The sequence below is a fragment of the Vibrio sp. R11-SG3-ISO9 genome, from assembly GCF_059834255.1.
Window position 1 is genome coordinate 292,865 of sequence record NZ_JCBDGU010000043.1, and the last position, 15,411, is coordinate 308,275.

At 43.2% G+C, this 15,411-nt stretch carries 17 protein-coding genes; 8 read left to right on the forward strand and 9 right to left on the reverse strand.

Going from position 1 to position 15,411, the window contains the following annotated elements; translation table 11 throughout:
- Window positions 1-4 precede the first annotated feature (4 nt).
- Window positions 5-2,338 carry a TonB-dependent receptor plug domain-containing protein gene (locus AC6R05_RS14885; protein ID WP_500647847.1) on the reverse strand — a complete coding sequence of 778 codons (2,334 nt, stop codon included), beginning with the start codon at window positions 2,336-2,338 and terminating at the stop codon, window positions 5-7.
- Between the two features lie 518 nt (window positions 2,339-2,856).
- On the opposite strand from AC6R05_RS14885, the gene AC6R05_RS14890 reads away from it, so the two are divergent.
- The 6 genes from AC6R05_RS14890 to AC6R05_RS14915 are packed head-to-tail and all read left to right on the forward strand — an operon-like array spanning window position 2,857 to window position 7,731.
- Window positions 2,857-3,600: a DUF3450 domain-containing protein gene (locus AC6R05_RS14890; protein ID WP_500647848.1), complete on the forward strand. Its 744-nt coding sequence runs from the start codon at window positions 2,857-2,859 to the stop codon at window positions 3,598-3,600.
- Window positions 3,601-3,602: 2 nt separating this feature from the next.
- Window positions 3,603-5,009, forward strand: a complete 1,407-nt coding sequence (locus tag AC6R05_RS14895) for a MotA/TolQ/ExbB proton channel family protein (RefSeq protein ID WP_500647849.1) — start codon at window positions 3,603-3,605, stop codon at window positions 5,007-5,009.
- Window positions 5,009-5,521 (forward strand): MotA/TolQ/ExbB proton channel family protein, encoded by a 513-nt coding sequence (locus AC6R05_RS14900; RefSeq protein ID WP_500647850.1) that lies wholly within the window; start codon window positions 5,009-5,011, stop codon window positions 5,519-5,521. The genes AC6R05_RS14895 and AC6R05_RS14900 overlap by 1 nt, the downstream gene beginning before the upstream one ends.
- On the forward strand, window positions 5,511-5,918 hold the full coding sequence (locus AC6R05_RS14905; protein ID WP_446576503.1) for an ExbD/TolR family protein: 408 nt from the start codon (window positions 5,511-5,513) through the stop codon (window positions 5,916-5,918). The genes AC6R05_RS14900 and AC6R05_RS14905 overlap by 11 nt, the downstream gene beginning before the upstream one ends.
- Complete coding sequence (locus AC6R05_RS14910; RefSeq protein ID WP_500647851.1) at window positions 5,890-6,549, forward strand: energy transducer TonB; 660 nt, start codon at window positions 5,890-5,892, stop codon at window positions 6,547-6,549. Before AC6R05_RS14905 ends, AC6R05_RS14910 begins: the two co-directional genes overlap by 29 nt.
- Before the next feature lie 3 nt (window positions 6,550-6,552).
- The gene (locus tag AC6R05_RS14915) at window positions 6,553-7,731 is read left to right on the forward strand and encodes a tetratricopeptide repeat protein (protein WP_500647852.1); all 1,179 of its coding nucleotides are present in this window, start codon (window positions 6,553-6,555) and stop codon (window positions 7,729-7,731) included.
- Between the two features lie 7 nt (window positions 7,732-7,738).
- On the opposite strand, the gene AC6R05_RS14920 is transcribed toward AC6R05_RS14915, so the two are convergent.
- The gene (locus tag AC6R05_RS14920) at window positions 7,739-8,995 is read right to left on the reverse strand and encodes an LssY C-terminal domain-containing protein (RefSeq protein WP_500647853.1); all 1,257 of its coding nucleotides are present in this window, start codon (window positions 8,993-8,995) and stop codon (window positions 7,739-7,741) included.
- Window positions 8,996-9,011: 16 nt separating this feature from the next.
- Entirely contained in the window at window positions 9,012-9,740 is a 729-nt protein-coding gene (locus AC6R05_RS14925) for a glycosyltransferase family 2 protein (protein ID WP_500647854.1), read from the reverse strand.
- Window positions 9,741-10,109: 369 nt separating this feature from the next.
- On the opposite strand from AC6R05_RS14925, the gene rplY reads away from it, so the two are divergent.
- A complete protein-coding gene (gene rplY / locus AC6R05_RS14930) occupies window positions 10,110-10,388 on the forward strand; it encodes a 50S ribosomal protein L25 (protein WP_032552189.1) in 279 nt (92 codons plus the stop codon).
- A gap of 334 nt (window positions 10,389-10,722) precedes the next feature.
- Here the strand turns inward: rplY and AC6R05_RS14935 are convergent, their stop codons facing one another.
- The 5 genes from AC6R05_RS14935 to AC6R05_RS14955 all read right to left on the reverse strand — a co-directional run bounded on the left by AC6R05_RS14935 (window position 10,723) and on the right by AC6R05_RS14955 (window position 13,471).
- Window positions 10,723-11,049 (reverse strand): hypothetical protein, encoded by a 327-nt coding sequence (locus AC6R05_RS14935; protein WP_500647855.1) that lies wholly within the window; start codon window positions 11,047-11,049, stop codon window positions 10,723-10,725.
- Between the two features lie 55 nt (window positions 11,050-11,104).
- Window positions 11,105-11,536, reverse strand: a complete 432-nt coding sequence (locus tag AC6R05_RS14940) for a hypothetical protein (RefSeq protein ID WP_150868868.1) — start codon at window positions 11,534-11,536, stop codon at window positions 11,105-11,107.
- 144 nt (window positions 11,537-11,680) lie between these two features.
- The gene (locus AC6R05_RS14945) at window positions 11,681-12,001 is read right to left on the reverse strand and encodes a hypothetical protein (RefSeq protein ID WP_500647856.1); all 321 of its coding nucleotides are present in this window, start codon (window positions 11,999-12,001) and stop codon (window positions 11,681-11,683) included.
- 141 nt (window positions 12,002-12,142) lie between these two features.
- Window positions 12,143-12,568, reverse strand: coding sequence for a hypothetical protein (locus tag AC6R05_RS14950; protein ID WP_500647857.1), 426 nt, complete (start codon window positions 12,566-12,568; stop codon window positions 12,143-12,145).
- A gap of 135 nt (window positions 12,569-12,703) precedes the next feature.
- Window positions 12,704-13,471, reverse strand: coding sequence for a carbon-nitrogen hydrolase family protein (locus AC6R05_RS14955; RefSeq protein WP_500647858.1), 768 nt, complete (start codon window positions 13,469-13,471; stop codon window positions 12,704-12,706).
- Window positions 13,472-13,565: 94 nt separating this feature from the next.
- Here AC6R05_RS14955 and AC6R05_RS14960 point away from each other — a divergent pair, with 94 nt between their 5' ends.
- A complete protein-coding gene (locus tag AC6R05_RS14960; protein ID WP_500647859.1) occupies window positions 13,566-14,591 on the forward strand; it encodes an IS110 family RNA-guided transposase in 1,026 nt (341 codons plus the stop codon).
- Between the two features lie 381 nt (window positions 14,592-14,972).
- Here the strand turns inward: AC6R05_RS14960 and AC6R05_RS14965 are convergent, their stop codons facing one another.
- Complete coding sequence (locus AC6R05_RS14965; RefSeq protein WP_500647860.1) at window positions 14,973-15,275, reverse strand: DUF6980 family protein; 303 nt, start codon at window positions 15,273-15,275, stop codon at window positions 14,973-14,975.
- Window positions 15,276-15,411 lie beyond the last annotated feature (136 nt).

Consider the following 15,411-nt stretch of genomic DNA (forward strand, 5'->3'; position numbering starts at 1 on the left):
ATTATTAGAATTCGTAACCTAGCTCAAGCCAGAATTCACGGCCTGGTGAGAAGGTTGCATTACTAGCTGAGCTGAAAATGCCCTTTTGGCGTACATCATCTAGCACGTTAAGAACATCAACTTGTACGTAAGCAGAATGAGTTCCGTAGAAGCTCGGTTGGTAGCGAACTCGTGTATCCCACTGCGTATGCGTACCATGGTCATAGGTGTAGTACATCTCTTTGCCATCAGCTGCATCTGTTGAATACTCAGCGTCTTTTACTGGTGCTTTTATGTAGACCTTATTTGACCACGAGATGTTGTAGTTAGGTATTGCCATATCTAGCCCTAAACGTACTATCCACTCTTCACCGTTGCTGTTTACTTCTTCCTGCGCCTCTGCGCGAGTCATCAGTTTTCCATCAAGGTAAATTAACTCATTCGCGTTGTAACCAGTGCCGAGGTTAGACGCATCTGTTGTTGTCCAGTCTGCGGCAAGGGTCGTTGTCCAATATGTTGGACCTAACACCCATGGCTTAATGTTGGATGCTTGAATGGTGTACACATCGACGTTGTAACTTTCTGTATTTCTATAAGTCACCACGCCCCCTATGTCTTTAGCTTTAATTCTGTCTTCGTATTTACGACCGACATAACCAGCAGAAAGAACAAAGTTCGACACATTCTGTGCAACACCTAGTGAGATCTCATCAGAATATGGCGTTTTCAAGTTTTCGATTGATGCGAAATCACGAGTGGTATCGTTATTCAGTTCTAATATTTCACCTGCTAGCTTCATGGTTCCGGACGAGCGACCATAGTAGCGGTTCATACCAAAGCGTAGATTCGTATCGCGAGCAACTTGCAGTGACGAAGCGAATCGATACGCCACGTTTGTATTATCTAAGAAGTCATCGCGATCAACACGAACACCAGGTCGTAGTTTTAGATTGCCAATCTTAATTTGGTCTTCGATGTATGCTGCGTAATCTTGGTGGTCTGTATCTACACTTCCTGCGTTTAAAGTATCTACAGTCTTTGCGAACTCAACTCCGCCCCAAGTCATCGTCGTGTTGATTGTCACATCGCTGTCACGATTAAATTTATAATCTGTTTTGCGATAATCCGCCCCCATAGAGACCACATGAGACGTTGAACCAAGATTCACTCGGTCAAAATCATACGCTAACATCAGGTTGATATTTTGCTGCGTCATGTCGCTATCGCCATATCCGCCTTCGTAATATTCAAATGACGGATCAAACTCGATATAGACGTTAGCTTGATTCGAAGAAGAATCGCGTTCATCTTTAAACTTGTCGTACGCCGCTGTTGCAGAAAATGAGCCCGAACCTAATCTTTGAGTCCACTTAATCGTAGAGCCGTAAGCGAGATGCGTATCTGTAACATCACCCTCTGTATTCGTAGCAAAGTACTTACCTTCACTGTAATCAGACAAACGCAGACCAAACTCTAGAGATCGATTAGTATCAGGAGCCCAGTTGAAGTTTGCGAGGAAATTGTCTGAACGACGAGTGTGGTCTTCGACATCTCGTTTACCTGTCGGGTTTAGCAAACGAGTCTGCTTGATGTCTGAGTCTCTTCGGCTAAAACCAAGTACCATACCCACGTTGTCAGTAATAGCTTGCTCTGCCACAACACTAAAGGAATCTTTTTTATATTCTGGTTGATACGTTGCTTCTGAACCAGTTGGCTCCTTAGCATCCGATGCGGCTTTAACATTGTCATCAATATGAACCGAAGCCCAATCAGAACGAGTACCTCGATAACGCAACTTAACGCGGTTTTCGCCACTGTAGTGGCGAGTTTCAGCGTTAACTGCACCACCAGTAAAGCCACCAAACTGTGCAGGAATATCACTAGTATAGGCTGTGATACCACTCAAAAGATTAGCGTCAAAGTAATACGCTTGCTCAGAACTCTTATTCGGATTAACCGCCATCGAACCATCAAAAAGCCCACCAGTTGGATCGATGTCGTTGTTGATATTAATTCCGTTAATTAAATATGCCGTTTGCTCAGGATCTGCACCATTAATTGAGATTGAGCTCGGCTTAATCTCGCCGCCTTGTAGGCCATCTAAATCACCACCAGCAAATCGTACATTTGGGTTGTCTTTTAGATAATCGGTTAAGTTACCGTTTGAAGAAGGGGTATCTTTGATGTCATCCGCATCCAGAGTTTGTTTTGTTGAAAGCTCATCGTCTCTCGTGTCAGTAACATTAACACTAAGTTCAGCTTCAGCCTCAGATGGTTTTTCTGTTTCTGCGTAAACGCTAGACACAGAACAGAGCGACGCAATGGTCGCTGCAAGAAGAGTTTTGTTAAAAGGGTGCATGTTAAAAAGGTCTAGGTGATAATAATTATCATTAATGCTAACAATAAGACATTCAACAAGTAAATCCCTAACCCATTACCAATAACTTCAGAATAATCTACCAATACCTGATTTTAGTTAATGAAAATGCAACATTCATTACTGTTATAAATTATACCCAAATCTTATAGAACCCTTTAACCACAAGGCTTAATGAAAATAAATATCATTTGGAATAAAATGTCGCCCACCACATTTACTCACACAAACTGTTAACAAAATAATTATTATAAGAAATGCAGTTTTGCTAAGGCAATCGATAAAATACAAATCAATGACAATTCATACAAAAACAAGACAGACAAGGAATAACCAGCATCTTGAAATAAATTTAAATAAAATAAAATCAATTGTTTAAACTAAAAATCACAATGTAACACGAAAAATAATGCTTCACATATAAATAAAAACAATTATCATTCCCGATCTTTTGTGATTGCTTCACCGAATATTTCCAACCAACACAAGCGCTCATACTGATGATTCAACTCCGTTTTACACTCGTAGCGATATGCTCATTCTGTCTGCAAAATAATGCATTTGCAGAATCAATCACTGATCAAAAAATACAAGAACAAGTCGGGCATATCGAATCAACATCTGCAATCCAAGATCGTATTGAGTCGATCGACGACCAAGCTCAGTTACAACGTGAAACGGCAAGATCCCTAGATCATGAAATAAGGTTGCAAAGCCGCTATCAAGCGCAGCTCACTAATCAACTGATTCAACTACAGAATGTTATTGATGGGCTAGACGTTGAGATGGATAACATCCGCCAAACTAAGGTCAGCTTATACCCACTACTAGAGCAAATGACCGAAACACTGACAGAACTAGTGTTGGCCGATCTCCCATTCGATCGACAAACGCGACTAAAACGAATCAACCAACTAAACGACAACTTGCTCGATCCTCAACTGAGCGATGCTGAAAAACTTGAACGAATCTTGATTGCCTATCAAACAGAAATCCAATTCGGCACCGAAGTAAAAACATGGTTTGGCAGGCTAACAGCTGATCAAGAAGTTCAATATTTAAGGGTTGGACGTTTGGGTTACTACTATCTATCACTTGATTCATCACTGGCTGGTGTGTGGCGTCCGAAACAACAGGTATGGGCAACGCTCTCAAGCGAACAAACCAAGCAGGTCAACCAAGCTATTACAGCACTGAACAGTGGTAATACATACCCACTCCTCACTCTTCCAAAGGCGCAATAATCATGAAGAACCTAACAGCTAATAACAGCACTTACATGATGAAAAAGAGCCTTTGGAAATCCCGTAACAGTGCGATGTTGATAGTCAGCCTAGCCACAATGTTGGGCGCTAACCAATCTCACGCTGCAGAAGAACCAGTTCGTTCACCTGTTTCGGCAAGTGAGAAGTCAGAGCGATCAACAACTAGCGATTCACTGCAATCCATCTTTGAACGTGTTGAGAAAGCGAGCCAAGCCGATATTCAGCGCTACCAAGAGCTTAAAGTTCGCAAACAAGAACAACTCATTGAAGCAAACGCGCGAGTCACCGCGCAGCAAACCAAGCTACAAGCGCTCAACACTCGCAATGCTCAGTTAGAGGAACAGATTCTTCAGCTACAGCAAAAGCTGCAGGATAAACAGAAACAGGTCAAAGCCGCTAAAGCTGACATCGTTGAGGTCATTGATCTCACTTCTGCTCAACAGAGAAATTTCCTCTCGAACAATCGCCCTTTAGCGACTTGGGCAAACGTGAAAGAACCGCAACCTGTCGATGAAAATGACTTCAGTATCGCAACCATCCATCAGCTTTGGTTGGCAATGGTGCAACAAATCTCTACATCGAGTGCGCCAAACGAACATGTGGGTGAGATATTGCTGCCTAATGGAGAGGTCAAGCAAGCTTCAATTCAACAAGTTGGTGCATTTAGCCAGTTTGCTGAAGGCTATGGCTGGCTTAGTTTTGATGGTGCACGCCAACAGTGGATTCAGCTCACTCCACAACCTCAATTAGTTCACAGCAACGAGCAATGGTTCATCGATCCTGCCTTTGGTTTTGGCTTCTTGGCCAACGCTAAGCAACCTAAATGGTATGAGGCTTACTTACCTGCCGGCATTATTGGGCTGCTCATCGGTGTTCTTGCTGTCATCGGCTTTTCTATCGGTTTAGCACGCTTATTCAGCGTAACCAGAGAGAAAAAAGCAGTGAAGCAGCAAGCCTTAGAGCTCAGTAAATTATCCGAAAAAAACATGTTAGGTCGCGTGCTCCTTCAACTTAAGGGATGTACAACAGACCAACAGATGGAAGATGTTGTAGACGCCAACATTAGCCGAGAGATGCCATGGCTAAACAAAGGTATAGGTACATTAGCAGTTTTAGCAGCAATAGCGCCATTAATGGGACTTTTAGGCACCGTTGGTGGAATGATCGAAACATTTAGTGTCATTACCGCGCAAGGTGCTACTGATGGTGAGCTACTTTCAGGTGGCATTGCAGAAGCGTTACTGACCACAAAGTTGGGGCTACTAGTCGCAATTCCCCTATTGATATTGCACTGTCTGGTTAAAACACAAGCACAGCAATTATCGGAGATTTTGGAGCATCAGGTCACCAGTTTAGTCGTGGACATCAGACACGGTAAACAAGCGTAATGCTAGAGCAAATATTAAGCGCACGCTTACCTATGGACCACCCCATTATGTGGGCCATTAGTTTGGTGTCTTTGGTCATGTGGGGGTTAATCATCCAATGCTATTTCCGTTTTCACAGTCTGAAGCAGTTGAATCTTACCTCGCAAATTCACCACGTGAGTGCGCGATACTCAAGTATTACCAGTAGTGAGCTAAAGCACATTCAACAAGGTTGGATTAGCCAAATTAATCAGCACCTTAATCTAGGGTTAAACGAAATTAGGCTCTGTGTTCGCATTCTTCCCATGCTCGGTTTGCTAGGTACAGTCGATGGCATGATGGAGTGTTTTGCACAGTTGAACAATGACGATGTGTTGAACGCGGTTTCTAATGGTATCAGCCAAGCCATGTTGACTACTCTGGCCGGCCTGCTCGCGGCCATATCCGGCATGTACCTAGCCTACAACCTAAAGCGACAACAACAAAAGCTAGTAGAGTTCTGCATCAAACAATGGAAAACCGATGAAAATTAAAACGTTCACTGACAGAGAAGATTCCCCTCAAGTTGACCTAACCCCATTGATTGACGTGGTGTTTATCCTTCTGATCTTTTTCATCTTGTCGGCCAACTTTCAAAAAGAGTCGACCTTAAACGTTGATAGGCCTAGTGCATCAAGCTCGACTCTCACACCACAATCGGAAACTCTGACTGTGAGCGTCGATCGTGACAAAAACATCTGGTTTAACGGGCAGACCGTAAATCTCAGCCAACTTCAATTCCAAATTAAGGCTCACATCACCGAAAAACAGACCACTAACGCCATCGTTAATGCCGACCGCTCTTTAGACACCGGCACTCTTATTTCTGTTATCGACACACTGCGTTTATCAGGGCTTGCCAATGTTGCTATCGCTACCCAAGACCAGTAAAACCAAGCAATTCGGTATTTTTGGGGTGGCTGTGGGCGTTAATCTAATCTTGGTTTTGGTGCTGTATTTGCTTGTTTCAACGCCAACGTTGACGCGAGATAGTTCCGCCTACCCGACATATGTCCAAACCATCACCTCTCAGAAAAAGCCACAAGAGCCGGAAACAATGAAGCCTATTGTTGCAACTAGCGCCCCCAACTCTGCGCCAAGTCGCCCGGCCCTAGTTAACTTTGAGATACCCAACATGGAAAGCCTAGTAACTCTCCCAAAGGTGACGTTTAAGCCGAGTGAGGAGTTAAACGTTCATCTCAACTTTGATTTTTCATTTTCGGGCGAAGGTTTACAACAAGGGAGCAATTTCCGTTCTCAAGTGGTAATGGCAAAACCAACTTACCAAATTCCGCCAAAATACCCGGCCAAAGCGAAACGTAATGGCATTGAAGGACATATAACTTTTTCATTGTTGATAAACCAGCAAGGTGAAGCTATGCAACATAAGGTTGTAGAAGAGTCGCCTCCCGGGGTGTTCTTGCGTTCATCACTACGTTCCGTCATGCGCTGGAAGTTTGTACCACCACAATCAGGTGAGCAATGGCAACAAGTCACTATAAGTTACAACTTGGAAGATTAAAGGATGAGAATAGTTTCGCTACTTATGGCTATGCTAGTGAGCGCAGGTACTTGCGCTCAGGTCGACATTCAAACCTTTGAGCGCTACCAAAAATTAAGCCAATTTCTAGAACGTGATAATATTGATATCCAAGCGTTTGAACGTTTTCATCACAATCATCTAGGTGACAATAAAGAGACGTTAGAGCTCACTAAAAGCCTTTATTTACAAGCTTGCTTAAAGCTTGAAATACTCAAATGCGCACTAAACAGGACCAATGAACTGTTAGAGTTAACCGAAAACAGCGCTAACCAAGAACAGCTATTGCGCCTTGCAGTACAGTTAAACTATCAGAATGGCCGCCATTTAGACGCCCTATCGCGTTTTAATGAATGGAACTTAAACCGAGCATCAGTATCAAGTACTGAGCAATCAAAGCTACCTAAAACATTGCAAGCTGAGGTTTATACCCTGGCTGCGCACAGCGCTTATCAAATCGAAAAATGGTCAGCGAGTGTAGAGGCGATAAAAACAGCGATTGAACTCAATGCAACAAAGCAGCGCTACCAGCTCTTATTAGCAAGCTACCAACGTTTGAGCGCGCATGAAAAAGAGCAAGAGACACTGCTTAAAGTTACTCACCTCTACCCAAATGAAGTGAAGTTTTGGGCGCGCTTGGCTCAATCTAGCCTTTATTTTAAGCAGCCAGCTCGCGCTATTGCTGCGCTTTCAGTAGTGAGAGAACTAAACCAACTGACTGAGCCACAAAGAATACTCTTGGCGCAGCTTCAGTTAACCAAAGGAGCACCTGCAAGTGCCTATCAAACTTTGGATGAACATCGCCCATCAACTCAGTACCAAGATAAATTCAACAAACTGAAGCTACATGCTCTACTCAAATCTCGTCAGCGAGAACAAGCTCTGCAGCTGCTGAATTTGTTACCGAGCGACACTCAACTCACGACCAAAATTCAACTCAGCTACAACGAACAAGAGTGGGACAAAGTCATCACGCTTCTAGATCAACAAATCAAACAGCAGCCCGATAACCCAAGATGGCAGTTAATAAAAGCGATCGCGCATTTCGAGTTAAGTCAGTACGACCAAGCAAAGGCTATATTGACAACTCTGGTTGGCGGCAAGCTTGACCGCTCAGCACAACAATGGCTCGCTCAAATCGAATATTTAAGCGATGCGAGCTAATCAGCCGTTACCCTCCTATCACCAAGATATTGCCGTCGGTAAAGTAATCATGGTCATCGTTTAGAACCTCGGCTCTCGCTAAGGGCTGTTGTTCTATCGATATCTGAGGAAGGTTTTGTTTCACCTGCAGCTCTAAGCTATCACGCTCTGCATCAACGTTCGGATCAATGTTATGCAAAATCGTCACAATGCCTGAGTATGGCGTTAGCTTTAAGCCGTTGTCATAACTGATCGCACCTAGCCACTTGGTCTGTTGGGTCACTGGATCCAATCCCGCTCGCCACCATCGAATATGGCTCCGTTTCATCAGATTACCAGGTAACTGAAATGCCATATCTTGTGGCTCACCTCGCCAATATAAGTCGGAAACGGGCGGCGTATTTTCTTTTAGCAGTGTTAGATAACCCGCCCATTCAATCTCATTGCGAGAGAAGGTTTGATTCTCGATCCAACCAAGCTCTCTCATCAGTTCTCGCGGACTCTCACCTATATACACAACGTTGATTGCTTGTGCGTCATAGAAAGAAGACTTCCCCGGAAACGCCTTGTATGTAACTGCATCTAAATGTATTGACTGCGCCGCTAACTCCGAAGGTTGCGTATTAAAGTCATCAGCCTTCCAGAAGAAATGGGCATAATTTGCGTAAAGCACCCAAGCCACCAGCAGTGCACTCGATTTAAGCATCACTTTTCGCCACTTAAGGCGGCGAGCAATAATGGCAAACACACCGACGACAAACAGGCCAATCAATAAGCTCTGGTGCTCTGCGATAAAGGTTTGAACCCCTTGTAACATCGGGAAATGCTCTAGGCCATGAGCCAGTAGCGCTCCCCAAAAGATAAACTGACCACCACCCAGTATCAGACCAATGGTCGCCAGCATTGAAAACTTATGCCAAGAGACCCTGTGCGATCCAGCGATAACCGGCACAACCCAAGCAATGGGGCCAAGCAAGCGTGCAAACAGAATTATGTAGGTTCCCTTTCTGGCAATAAGGTATCGACAGCGTGCTATCAGTCGCCTTGTTTTAGGTCGATAAGCCATCAACTTTCTCTGTGCCTGAAAACCCCATTTCGAGCCAATGAAGTAGCTAAGTTGATCACCGATAAAGCCGCCTAACATTACCCATACCAAGGCCGACCATACGCCAGAATAAGCTTGATACCCTGCAGCAATGAAAAATGGCTCCCCCGGTACAAAAAGGTTGGGGCCGATCAGCGCATCACCTAATGCGCCTAAAAACAGTCCTAGTCCCTCAAACATAGCGATACCTTTCTAATTATTGCTCTCTGTAGTGGCCGAACTGGTAGTTCACTTCGTTGTTACGCATTTCGCCTTTGAAGAATCGACGCACGTTCGCCTTAAGGTAAGTCATGCCTGTTTCAACAACGCCATCTTGGTCTAAACGTCTTGGGTCAAAACCAAATGTCATATTGAGGAAACGGAAACGCCATGTTTTGCTGGCTCTTTTCACGTAATCACAATCTTCGCACAGTACAATTTCTTCATCGAAACCACCGATTTCTTGATGTGCGCGTTTGGTAGAGAAAATGCAAGCACCTACTGCAGTCGGGAAGAAGAACTGAGTTGCAAACAACCCGACGTTAAATAAGCCGTATCCGAACTTATGCACCAAAGGTAAACCTTTAGAGCTCATATAGACGCCAGCCACTTCAAGCTTACGCTCATCTAACTCATATAGAGCTTTAGCTAAGAAGTTTCTTGGCAGCGCTACATCGGCATCTAAGAAAAGAATACGATTGTATTTCGCTAGCGAAGCGCCGGTATTACGACCTAAACTCACGCCTCGCTCTTGCATATGATGTACAGTGAGCGAAGGCAACGCACTCTCATACGCTTGTGCTACGTCTCGGGTTTTATCGTCACTATTTGAATCAACAACGATAACTTCAAACTCTTGGTGTGTCTGAACACTCAGTTCTTCCATTAGACGCCCAATGCGCTTCTCTTCGTTTAACGTGATAACCACAATGCTGATCGGTTCCATAAATCCACCTATTACGTTCTGCTGTTTAAGTTGCAATAAGATTAACTAGGTACGCCTTAACCAATCCTTAGTTTGGCATTCATATTCCGTTCATTAACGTGATGATTTGATGAAGGTTAAAATGGATTTGGTGACAGTGCGGAAAACAGATAAAATGGCAAAAACGAGCACTTCCGGTGGTTTTCTCTACAAACGCACCAATTTGCTCGTTTATTTTATTTCCAAGTGGGGATCTTGCTTGCTCAATCTAGAATAGAGTGTTAGTATCCGCGCTCGCTCAAACATGAACTTGTTTATGTTGAGCATTACCACACACTCAAGGTCGCATTGAGGTGTGAACTTAATTTTTACTAATTTGAGAGTAAAACTATGAAATTCGAAGCAGTAGTACGTACTGAACTAGGTAAAGGTGCGAGCCGCCGCCTACGTCACGCTGGTCAATTCCCAGCAGTTGTTTACGGTGGTGAAGCAGCGCCAGTTTCTATCGCGCTAGCACACGACGAAGTGATCAACCAAATGGACAAGCCTGAATTCTACGAAGCAATCACTCTAGTGATCGACGGCGCAGAAGTTAAGGTTAAGCCACAAGACGTTCAACGTCACGCTTACAAGCCAAAAGTTGAGCACATGGACTTCATCCGCATCTAATTCCCTACCAAGGAATTAGTTGGATAAATCCAACCTTTTGCATAAAAGATAAATCGACCTTACCAATCGATAAATCTAAAAATTCGAAACCCCGATGCTACCAACATCGGGGTTTCACCGTTTCTGATACCTCAAAAACGTTGTAAATCTCGCGCAGTACACTGAATGAGTACACTCTAGATAACACTTTTTTGGAAGAGATCAGAATTAGTAAATAGAGAGAGGGGAATGTTGAGATGGTTATCGCTGTTTGCCTCAGCAGATTACTGTGCATTGACAAAGACCCAAAGAGATATGGTGGTTCTACAAAAAAGAAAGTAGCCTAGTTATCTTCTTAAGCTCTGCTTTCTATAATACTTGTAATGTCTTTTTTGAGTTCCTCTGAAAGGCGTTCAAATTGTTCTGGTGCAACCAAACCGTCCTCACACATTTGCATAAGCTGAATAAATGCACGGCTTCGAGAGTGACCATCAAAAATAAACTTCATTCGGTTTTGAGATTCTTTTGAGTGCTGACACATAAAGTTGAACCTTTCCCCTACAGGCTCAGACTCATCAGTAATCGTTTTGATGGCTTCATCTAGCTGTCGAGTACAAAACACCTGCGCTGCTTCCCTCTTTATCTCACAAAAGATTTTCCAATCAGACTCTTTGATATTCATACTGACCTCCATAAAGCGTTACTTTTAGGATAGAACACGGCGCCGTAAATACTTGTTAGCCCGATACTTTCCCTAGAAGTTTGTTATTTATTTTAACGACTCCGAAGAATAAGATTACCCCTGTAACTCCATTTAACACAGCTAAAGCCGATGGAATAAAGAAGGTTGAAAGCTCCTTAGCATTCACCGCAGGCACCAATATGAACTTAACGTTGCATAAGTACCAAAGTAAAACTGGTAGGGCCGAATAAATACACCCTAGAACACGACTAGACAGGCTTAAACTTGTTCCCTTCACAAACGCAGAAACAAATCGAAATACCGTAAAAAGCCCAGCACTACCTAGCAACAAAGTACCAAGCACACCGGCAGAAAAACCAATAATTAATAGGTTTTCGCTTATATATAATTCCTGTAGTGCGGTAATGCCTAACAGCAAAGAAATAATTGACGTTACTCGGTACGCCTTAATTTGTCTGATTCTCATTGTTTCTCCCTAGAAAGCTAACTCCTTGTAAAGATGTGAGGCACGCAATACCTAAGCTTCCGCATGCCACCTTAACCGCTGAAAATAACGCATACTAAAAATGTCCAGCGTGCCGAATCACTCTTGAACAATTGTTATGTGGCTTCATAGCTGCACGCCTAGAAATAGTACCCAAATTATTGTGCTAACTACGGCAAGAAAAAGTGCAAAACCTATAATATTAATAAGCCTCTGAACCGAAACACTTTTATTTTGATAGTTAGGGTAGAAATTCTCTAAAGCAAAGCTATTAAAAAAACCTGCTATGGACATTTTCCCTATCCATACCAGCAGGCTGTTATTATCGGTACGCAACATGAAAATTTGGTTAATCGTTTGACCAGTTTCAAAAGCTTGATATGCCCAAATCAGTCCAAAAAGGACTGGAGGTGCAATTAAAAAGAAAATTGGTGCTTTAAACTTCATTTTTCTCCAGCCACATAACGCCCTGCCAAGTGGCTAGCGACGCATAACACGATACTTAAACTTGCTGCCGTAAACACTTTACCAAACTAGAACCAAAATTGCCGAGCGTTGATAGTCCGTCTTTAGCAGTTTGTTATGTCTTTACTCAAAGTAACCCTCCGAAGCAATTGCAACCGATTGAAAGTACAACCCTTCACCTTCTTCTAAGTCAGGAAGAGTTGGACGCCAGAAAGATAACTGAAGCTCTTCAAATACGTAGCTATAGCCTAACTCTGGATCAGAATGATCATAGTTACCTTCTAGCTGAATTCGTTCGAGCACATTAGTCGCTAATGTCCTATGTACGTCAAAACCAAGCAATGTAGTTGAAAACAACTCAGACGCAGCGGCTTCAATGAACTCAACTCTTCCTTCATTATCAAAATCGACCATGAGACCGTCTAAAAAATGATGGCGATGACCATAGATGCAATCAGGATCTCCGATAGCATTGCGCACTTCAGTTTCTGTCATACCGAGCTTGACTGGACCGATTGAGTTTCCTAGTTGAATCTCGAAAATTTCCATTTGAACCCTATAAACACATAATGTTCCGCAAAAGGATGAGCAACGCAATTCCGATGCCGCCGCAAAACACCTTAATCACTAAAACTCACGCATAATAAAAATGTCCAGCGTGCCGAATCACTCTTGAACAATCTGTTATAACGCGGTTTCCAGTGAACTCATAGTCTCAACTGATCTCAACGCCCCCTTAGAAAACTCCAAGATACTTATCGCAAGTTGGTCTACAGGCATGGACAAAAGACATTGACCATCGGTTCCAAATATACGGCTACCTCCTAATCCACAAATGTTCTGATCGTTGAGCGCTTGTGGCCAGTTACACTGTAGAACAAATGCATCGAGTTCCTTAGCTATTTCAGAAGCCATTGAATAATAGCCCGTTAAGGTATCGTCATTGCCACTTCGGCTGATATAGCTAGGCCAAACTATGATTTCTGGAGAGCAGGAACGAACTTGAGAGATAAACCAATCTGCATCCTCGACTTCTCTACAAATTACCGTGGTACAGCGAGTACCATCAAGATCCAACACGTATCTATTGCTACCTTTAGCAAAAAACTGGGATTCACTTTCAGTTAATCCAACCTTGTCCCATTGTGCGATGACCTGACCATTTTTACTGATGCACAAATAACTATTGAACACATTTGAGCCAACTACTTTAGGTGCACCAAAAAACAAACTTGTTCGATACTTTTTCGCTAAATTTTGTAGTTCGACTATGGCATTTTGAATTAAAATCTCTTTAGACTCAGCTTCTATATTTCTATGAAAGCCACTTAATGCAAGTTCAGGGAAAATTAGGACATCTAGGACATCTAACCTTTTAATATACCCAGATATCGTCGTAAGGTTTTGTGCAACAGTCCATCTCATTTGCATCTGAACAATACCTATTTTCACTCTGTACTCCTTTAGTGCCATAACGAATGACATGGATTCCCCCCTACCGAGGATCTGCCACACTTATGTGGTACTTAAATGCATCGGAGGCACCATGTCTGATTATTCTTATTTTTGCGGTATCGACCTAGCTAAAAACCACTTTAGCCTTCATGCCGTAGACCAAAATGGTAAAGTCATACTTCATAAGTCAGTAACACGCTCTAAACTATTGACTACAATAGCAAATATGCCACTCATGCGTATAGGTGTTGAAGCGTGTAGTGGTGCACATTATTGGGCTAGAACACTCAATAAACTGGGTCATGACGCCCACATTATGGCTGTTAAATACGTAATTCCTTATCGAACTAAGGGAAAGAACGACCTTAATGATGCTGTTGCTATTTGCGAAGCTGTTCAGCGACCCTCAACTCGCTTTGTGCCCGTAAAATCCCCCGAACAGCAAGCCATCCTATCTGTACATAGAATGAGAGAGCATTGGGTTCGTGAACGCACCGCGCTTATGAATCGCATGCGTGCTCTGCTTTCGGAATTCGGCTTAATCATTCCTGTTGGTCGTTCTTCATTGATGAAACAGGTTCCCTTAATGCTCGAAGGTGCAGAAAATGAACTGCCACTCCTTGCAAGAACATTGATAGCTGATGCTTATCATCACCTTGGCGAACTCAACCAACGTATCGCCGATACTGAACAAGTCTTCGATTCTTTTGCCAAGGTCAGCACTAATGTCCAGCGAGTGATGAAGGTCCGAGGTATTGGGCCACAAACCGCAACAGCGATACTCGCTTCAATAGGTAACGGCTCTCAATTTGATAAAAGTCGCGACTTCTCTGCTTGGCTAGGCTTAGTACCAAAGCAATATTCCACAGGAGGAAAGCCTCGGTTAGGTCGGATAACCAAACACGGTGATAAATACTTACGAACACTATTAGTTCACGGCGCAAGGACCGTGATTGCCAACCTTGGTGACAAGCAAGATAAGCTAAGTCAGTGGTGTCGAGGCGTTCTGGAGCGCAGAGGAATGAATCGAGCGATAGTGGCACTTGCCGCAAAGAACGCACGAATTATATGGTCGCTTTTACACAATCAAACCGAATATGAAAACTATGCTGCTTGAGTAGAAACTTAAGCAGCATAAAGAGTTAAACCCACCGGGTCATTGCAGACGCTAATGATGGAGATAGGTTAAGACCACTTGCGGAGAGCCTGTTAATGCGGCGGACACACTCGATGTCATCTAACGAATAAGGCACCGCAGTCGCGCAAAGTCATCAGGGCCACGACGTATGCGAATCGTCGATAAGTAGGCCGAATGTAGAGCGGCAGTCCAAAACCCATCAACATAAGTTTAGCGGATGTTTGACAACCGGGGGAATCCATGTAGCCCTGTAAAGGGGTGAGCAACGCAATACCACCCGACTTAAAGTTTGTGCCGTAAACACTAAAGCCAATTCAAGCCGAAAGTGCCGAGCATTGCGAATCTGTCTTAAACGCTTTGTTATGTTTGGTACCATTTACTTGTATTGAACTCTTCAGGAATATCCTGTTCACTAGGATCATCAAATCCTAGTTTTTCTAACGTATCAAACCACAAATCACGCTTAGACTCAGGCAAATTAACCCCACACCAAGGACAGTAATTAATCATTGAAAAGCTACAGCTACCATCCCGGATTATAATTCCGTACTCATCAAATTTTTCTAAATGTAGTATTAGAACGTCGGGACATGAAAACTCATCTTGATGTTGGTCGCAGTCTAAAGTCAATGCATAGTTCATTTGATCACAACAGTGATTCATGAGCTTCTCCAAAAACATAACAGCTATATTAGGCAGAAAAATTCTGCGCTTAAATACAGAATTATTCTGCCTAGTATCTTAATAACGTCAACGATACCCCGTTTTTATGAAAACTAACAGTAACTTAAGCACTACA

What these genes read in the sequence shown, in the direction of transcription:
- AC6R05_RS14960 (WP_500647859.1), top strand. Translation starts at nt 13,566, where the DNA reads ATGTCTGATTATTCTTATTTTTGCGGTATCGACCTAGCTAAAAACCAC.
- AC6R05_RS14905 (WP_446576503.1), top strand. Translation starts at nt 5,511, where the DNA reads ATGAAAATTAAAACGTTCACTGACAGAGAAGATTCCCCTCAAGTTGAC.
- AC6R05_RS14885 (WP_500647847.1), bottom strand. Translation starts at nt 2,338, where the DNA reads ATGCACCCTTTTAACAAAACTCTTCTTGCAGCGACCATTGCGTCGCTC.
- AC6R05_RS14890 (WP_500647848.1), top strand. Translation starts at nt 2,857, where the DNA reads ATGATTCAACTCCGTTTTACACTCGTAGCGATATGCTCATTCTGTCTG.
- AC6R05_RS14920 (WP_500647853.1), bottom strand. Translation starts at nt 8,995, where the DNA reads ATGTTTGAGGGACTAGGACTGTTTTTAGGCGCATTAGGTGATGCGCTG.
- AC6R05_RS14945 (WP_500647856.1), bottom strand. Translation starts at nt 12,001, where the DNA reads ATGAAGTTTAAAGCACCAATTTTCTTTTTAATTGCACCTCCAGTCCTT.
- AC6R05_RS14895 (WP_500647849.1), top strand. Translation starts at nt 3,603, where the DNA reads ATGAAGAACCTAACAGCTAATAACAGCACTTACATGATGAAAAAGAGC.
- AC6R05_RS14925 (WP_500647854.1), bottom strand. Translation starts at nt 9,740, where the DNA reads ATGGAACCGATCAGCATTGTGGTTATCACGTTAAACGAAGAGAAGCGC.
- AC6R05_RS14910 (WP_500647851.1), top strand. Translation starts at nt 5,890, where the DNA reads ATGTTGCTATCGCTACCCAAGACCAGTAAAACCAAGCAATTCGGTATT.
- AC6R05_RS14940 (WP_150868868.1), bottom strand. Translation starts at nt 11,536, where the DNA reads ATGAGAATCAGACAAATTAAGGCGTACCGAGTAACGTCAATTATTTCT.
- AC6R05_RS14900 (WP_500647850.1), top strand. Translation starts at nt 5,009, where the DNA reads ATGCTAGAGCAAATATTAAGCGCACGCTTACCTATGGACCACCCCATT.
- AC6R05_RS14935 (WP_500647855.1), bottom strand. Translation starts at nt 11,049, where the DNA reads ATGAATATCAAAGAGTCTGATTGGAAAATCTTTTGTGAGATAAAGAGG.
- AC6R05_RS14965 (WP_500647860.1), bottom strand. Translation starts at nt 15,275, where the DNA reads ATGAATCACTGTTGTGATCAAATGAACTATGCATTGACTTTAGACTGC.
- AC6R05_RS14950 (WP_500647857.1), bottom strand. Translation starts at nt 12,568, where the DNA reads ATGGAAATTTTCGAGATTCAACTAGGAAACTCAATCGGTCCAGTCAAG.
- AC6R05_RS14915 (WP_500647852.1), top strand. Translation starts at nt 6,553, where the DNA reads ATGAGAATAGTTTCGCTACTTATGGCTATGCTAGTGAGCGCAGGTACT.
- rplY (WP_032552189.1), top strand. Translation starts at nt 10,110, where the DNA reads ATGAAATTCGAAGCAGTAGTACGTACTGAACTAGGTAAAGGTGCGAGC.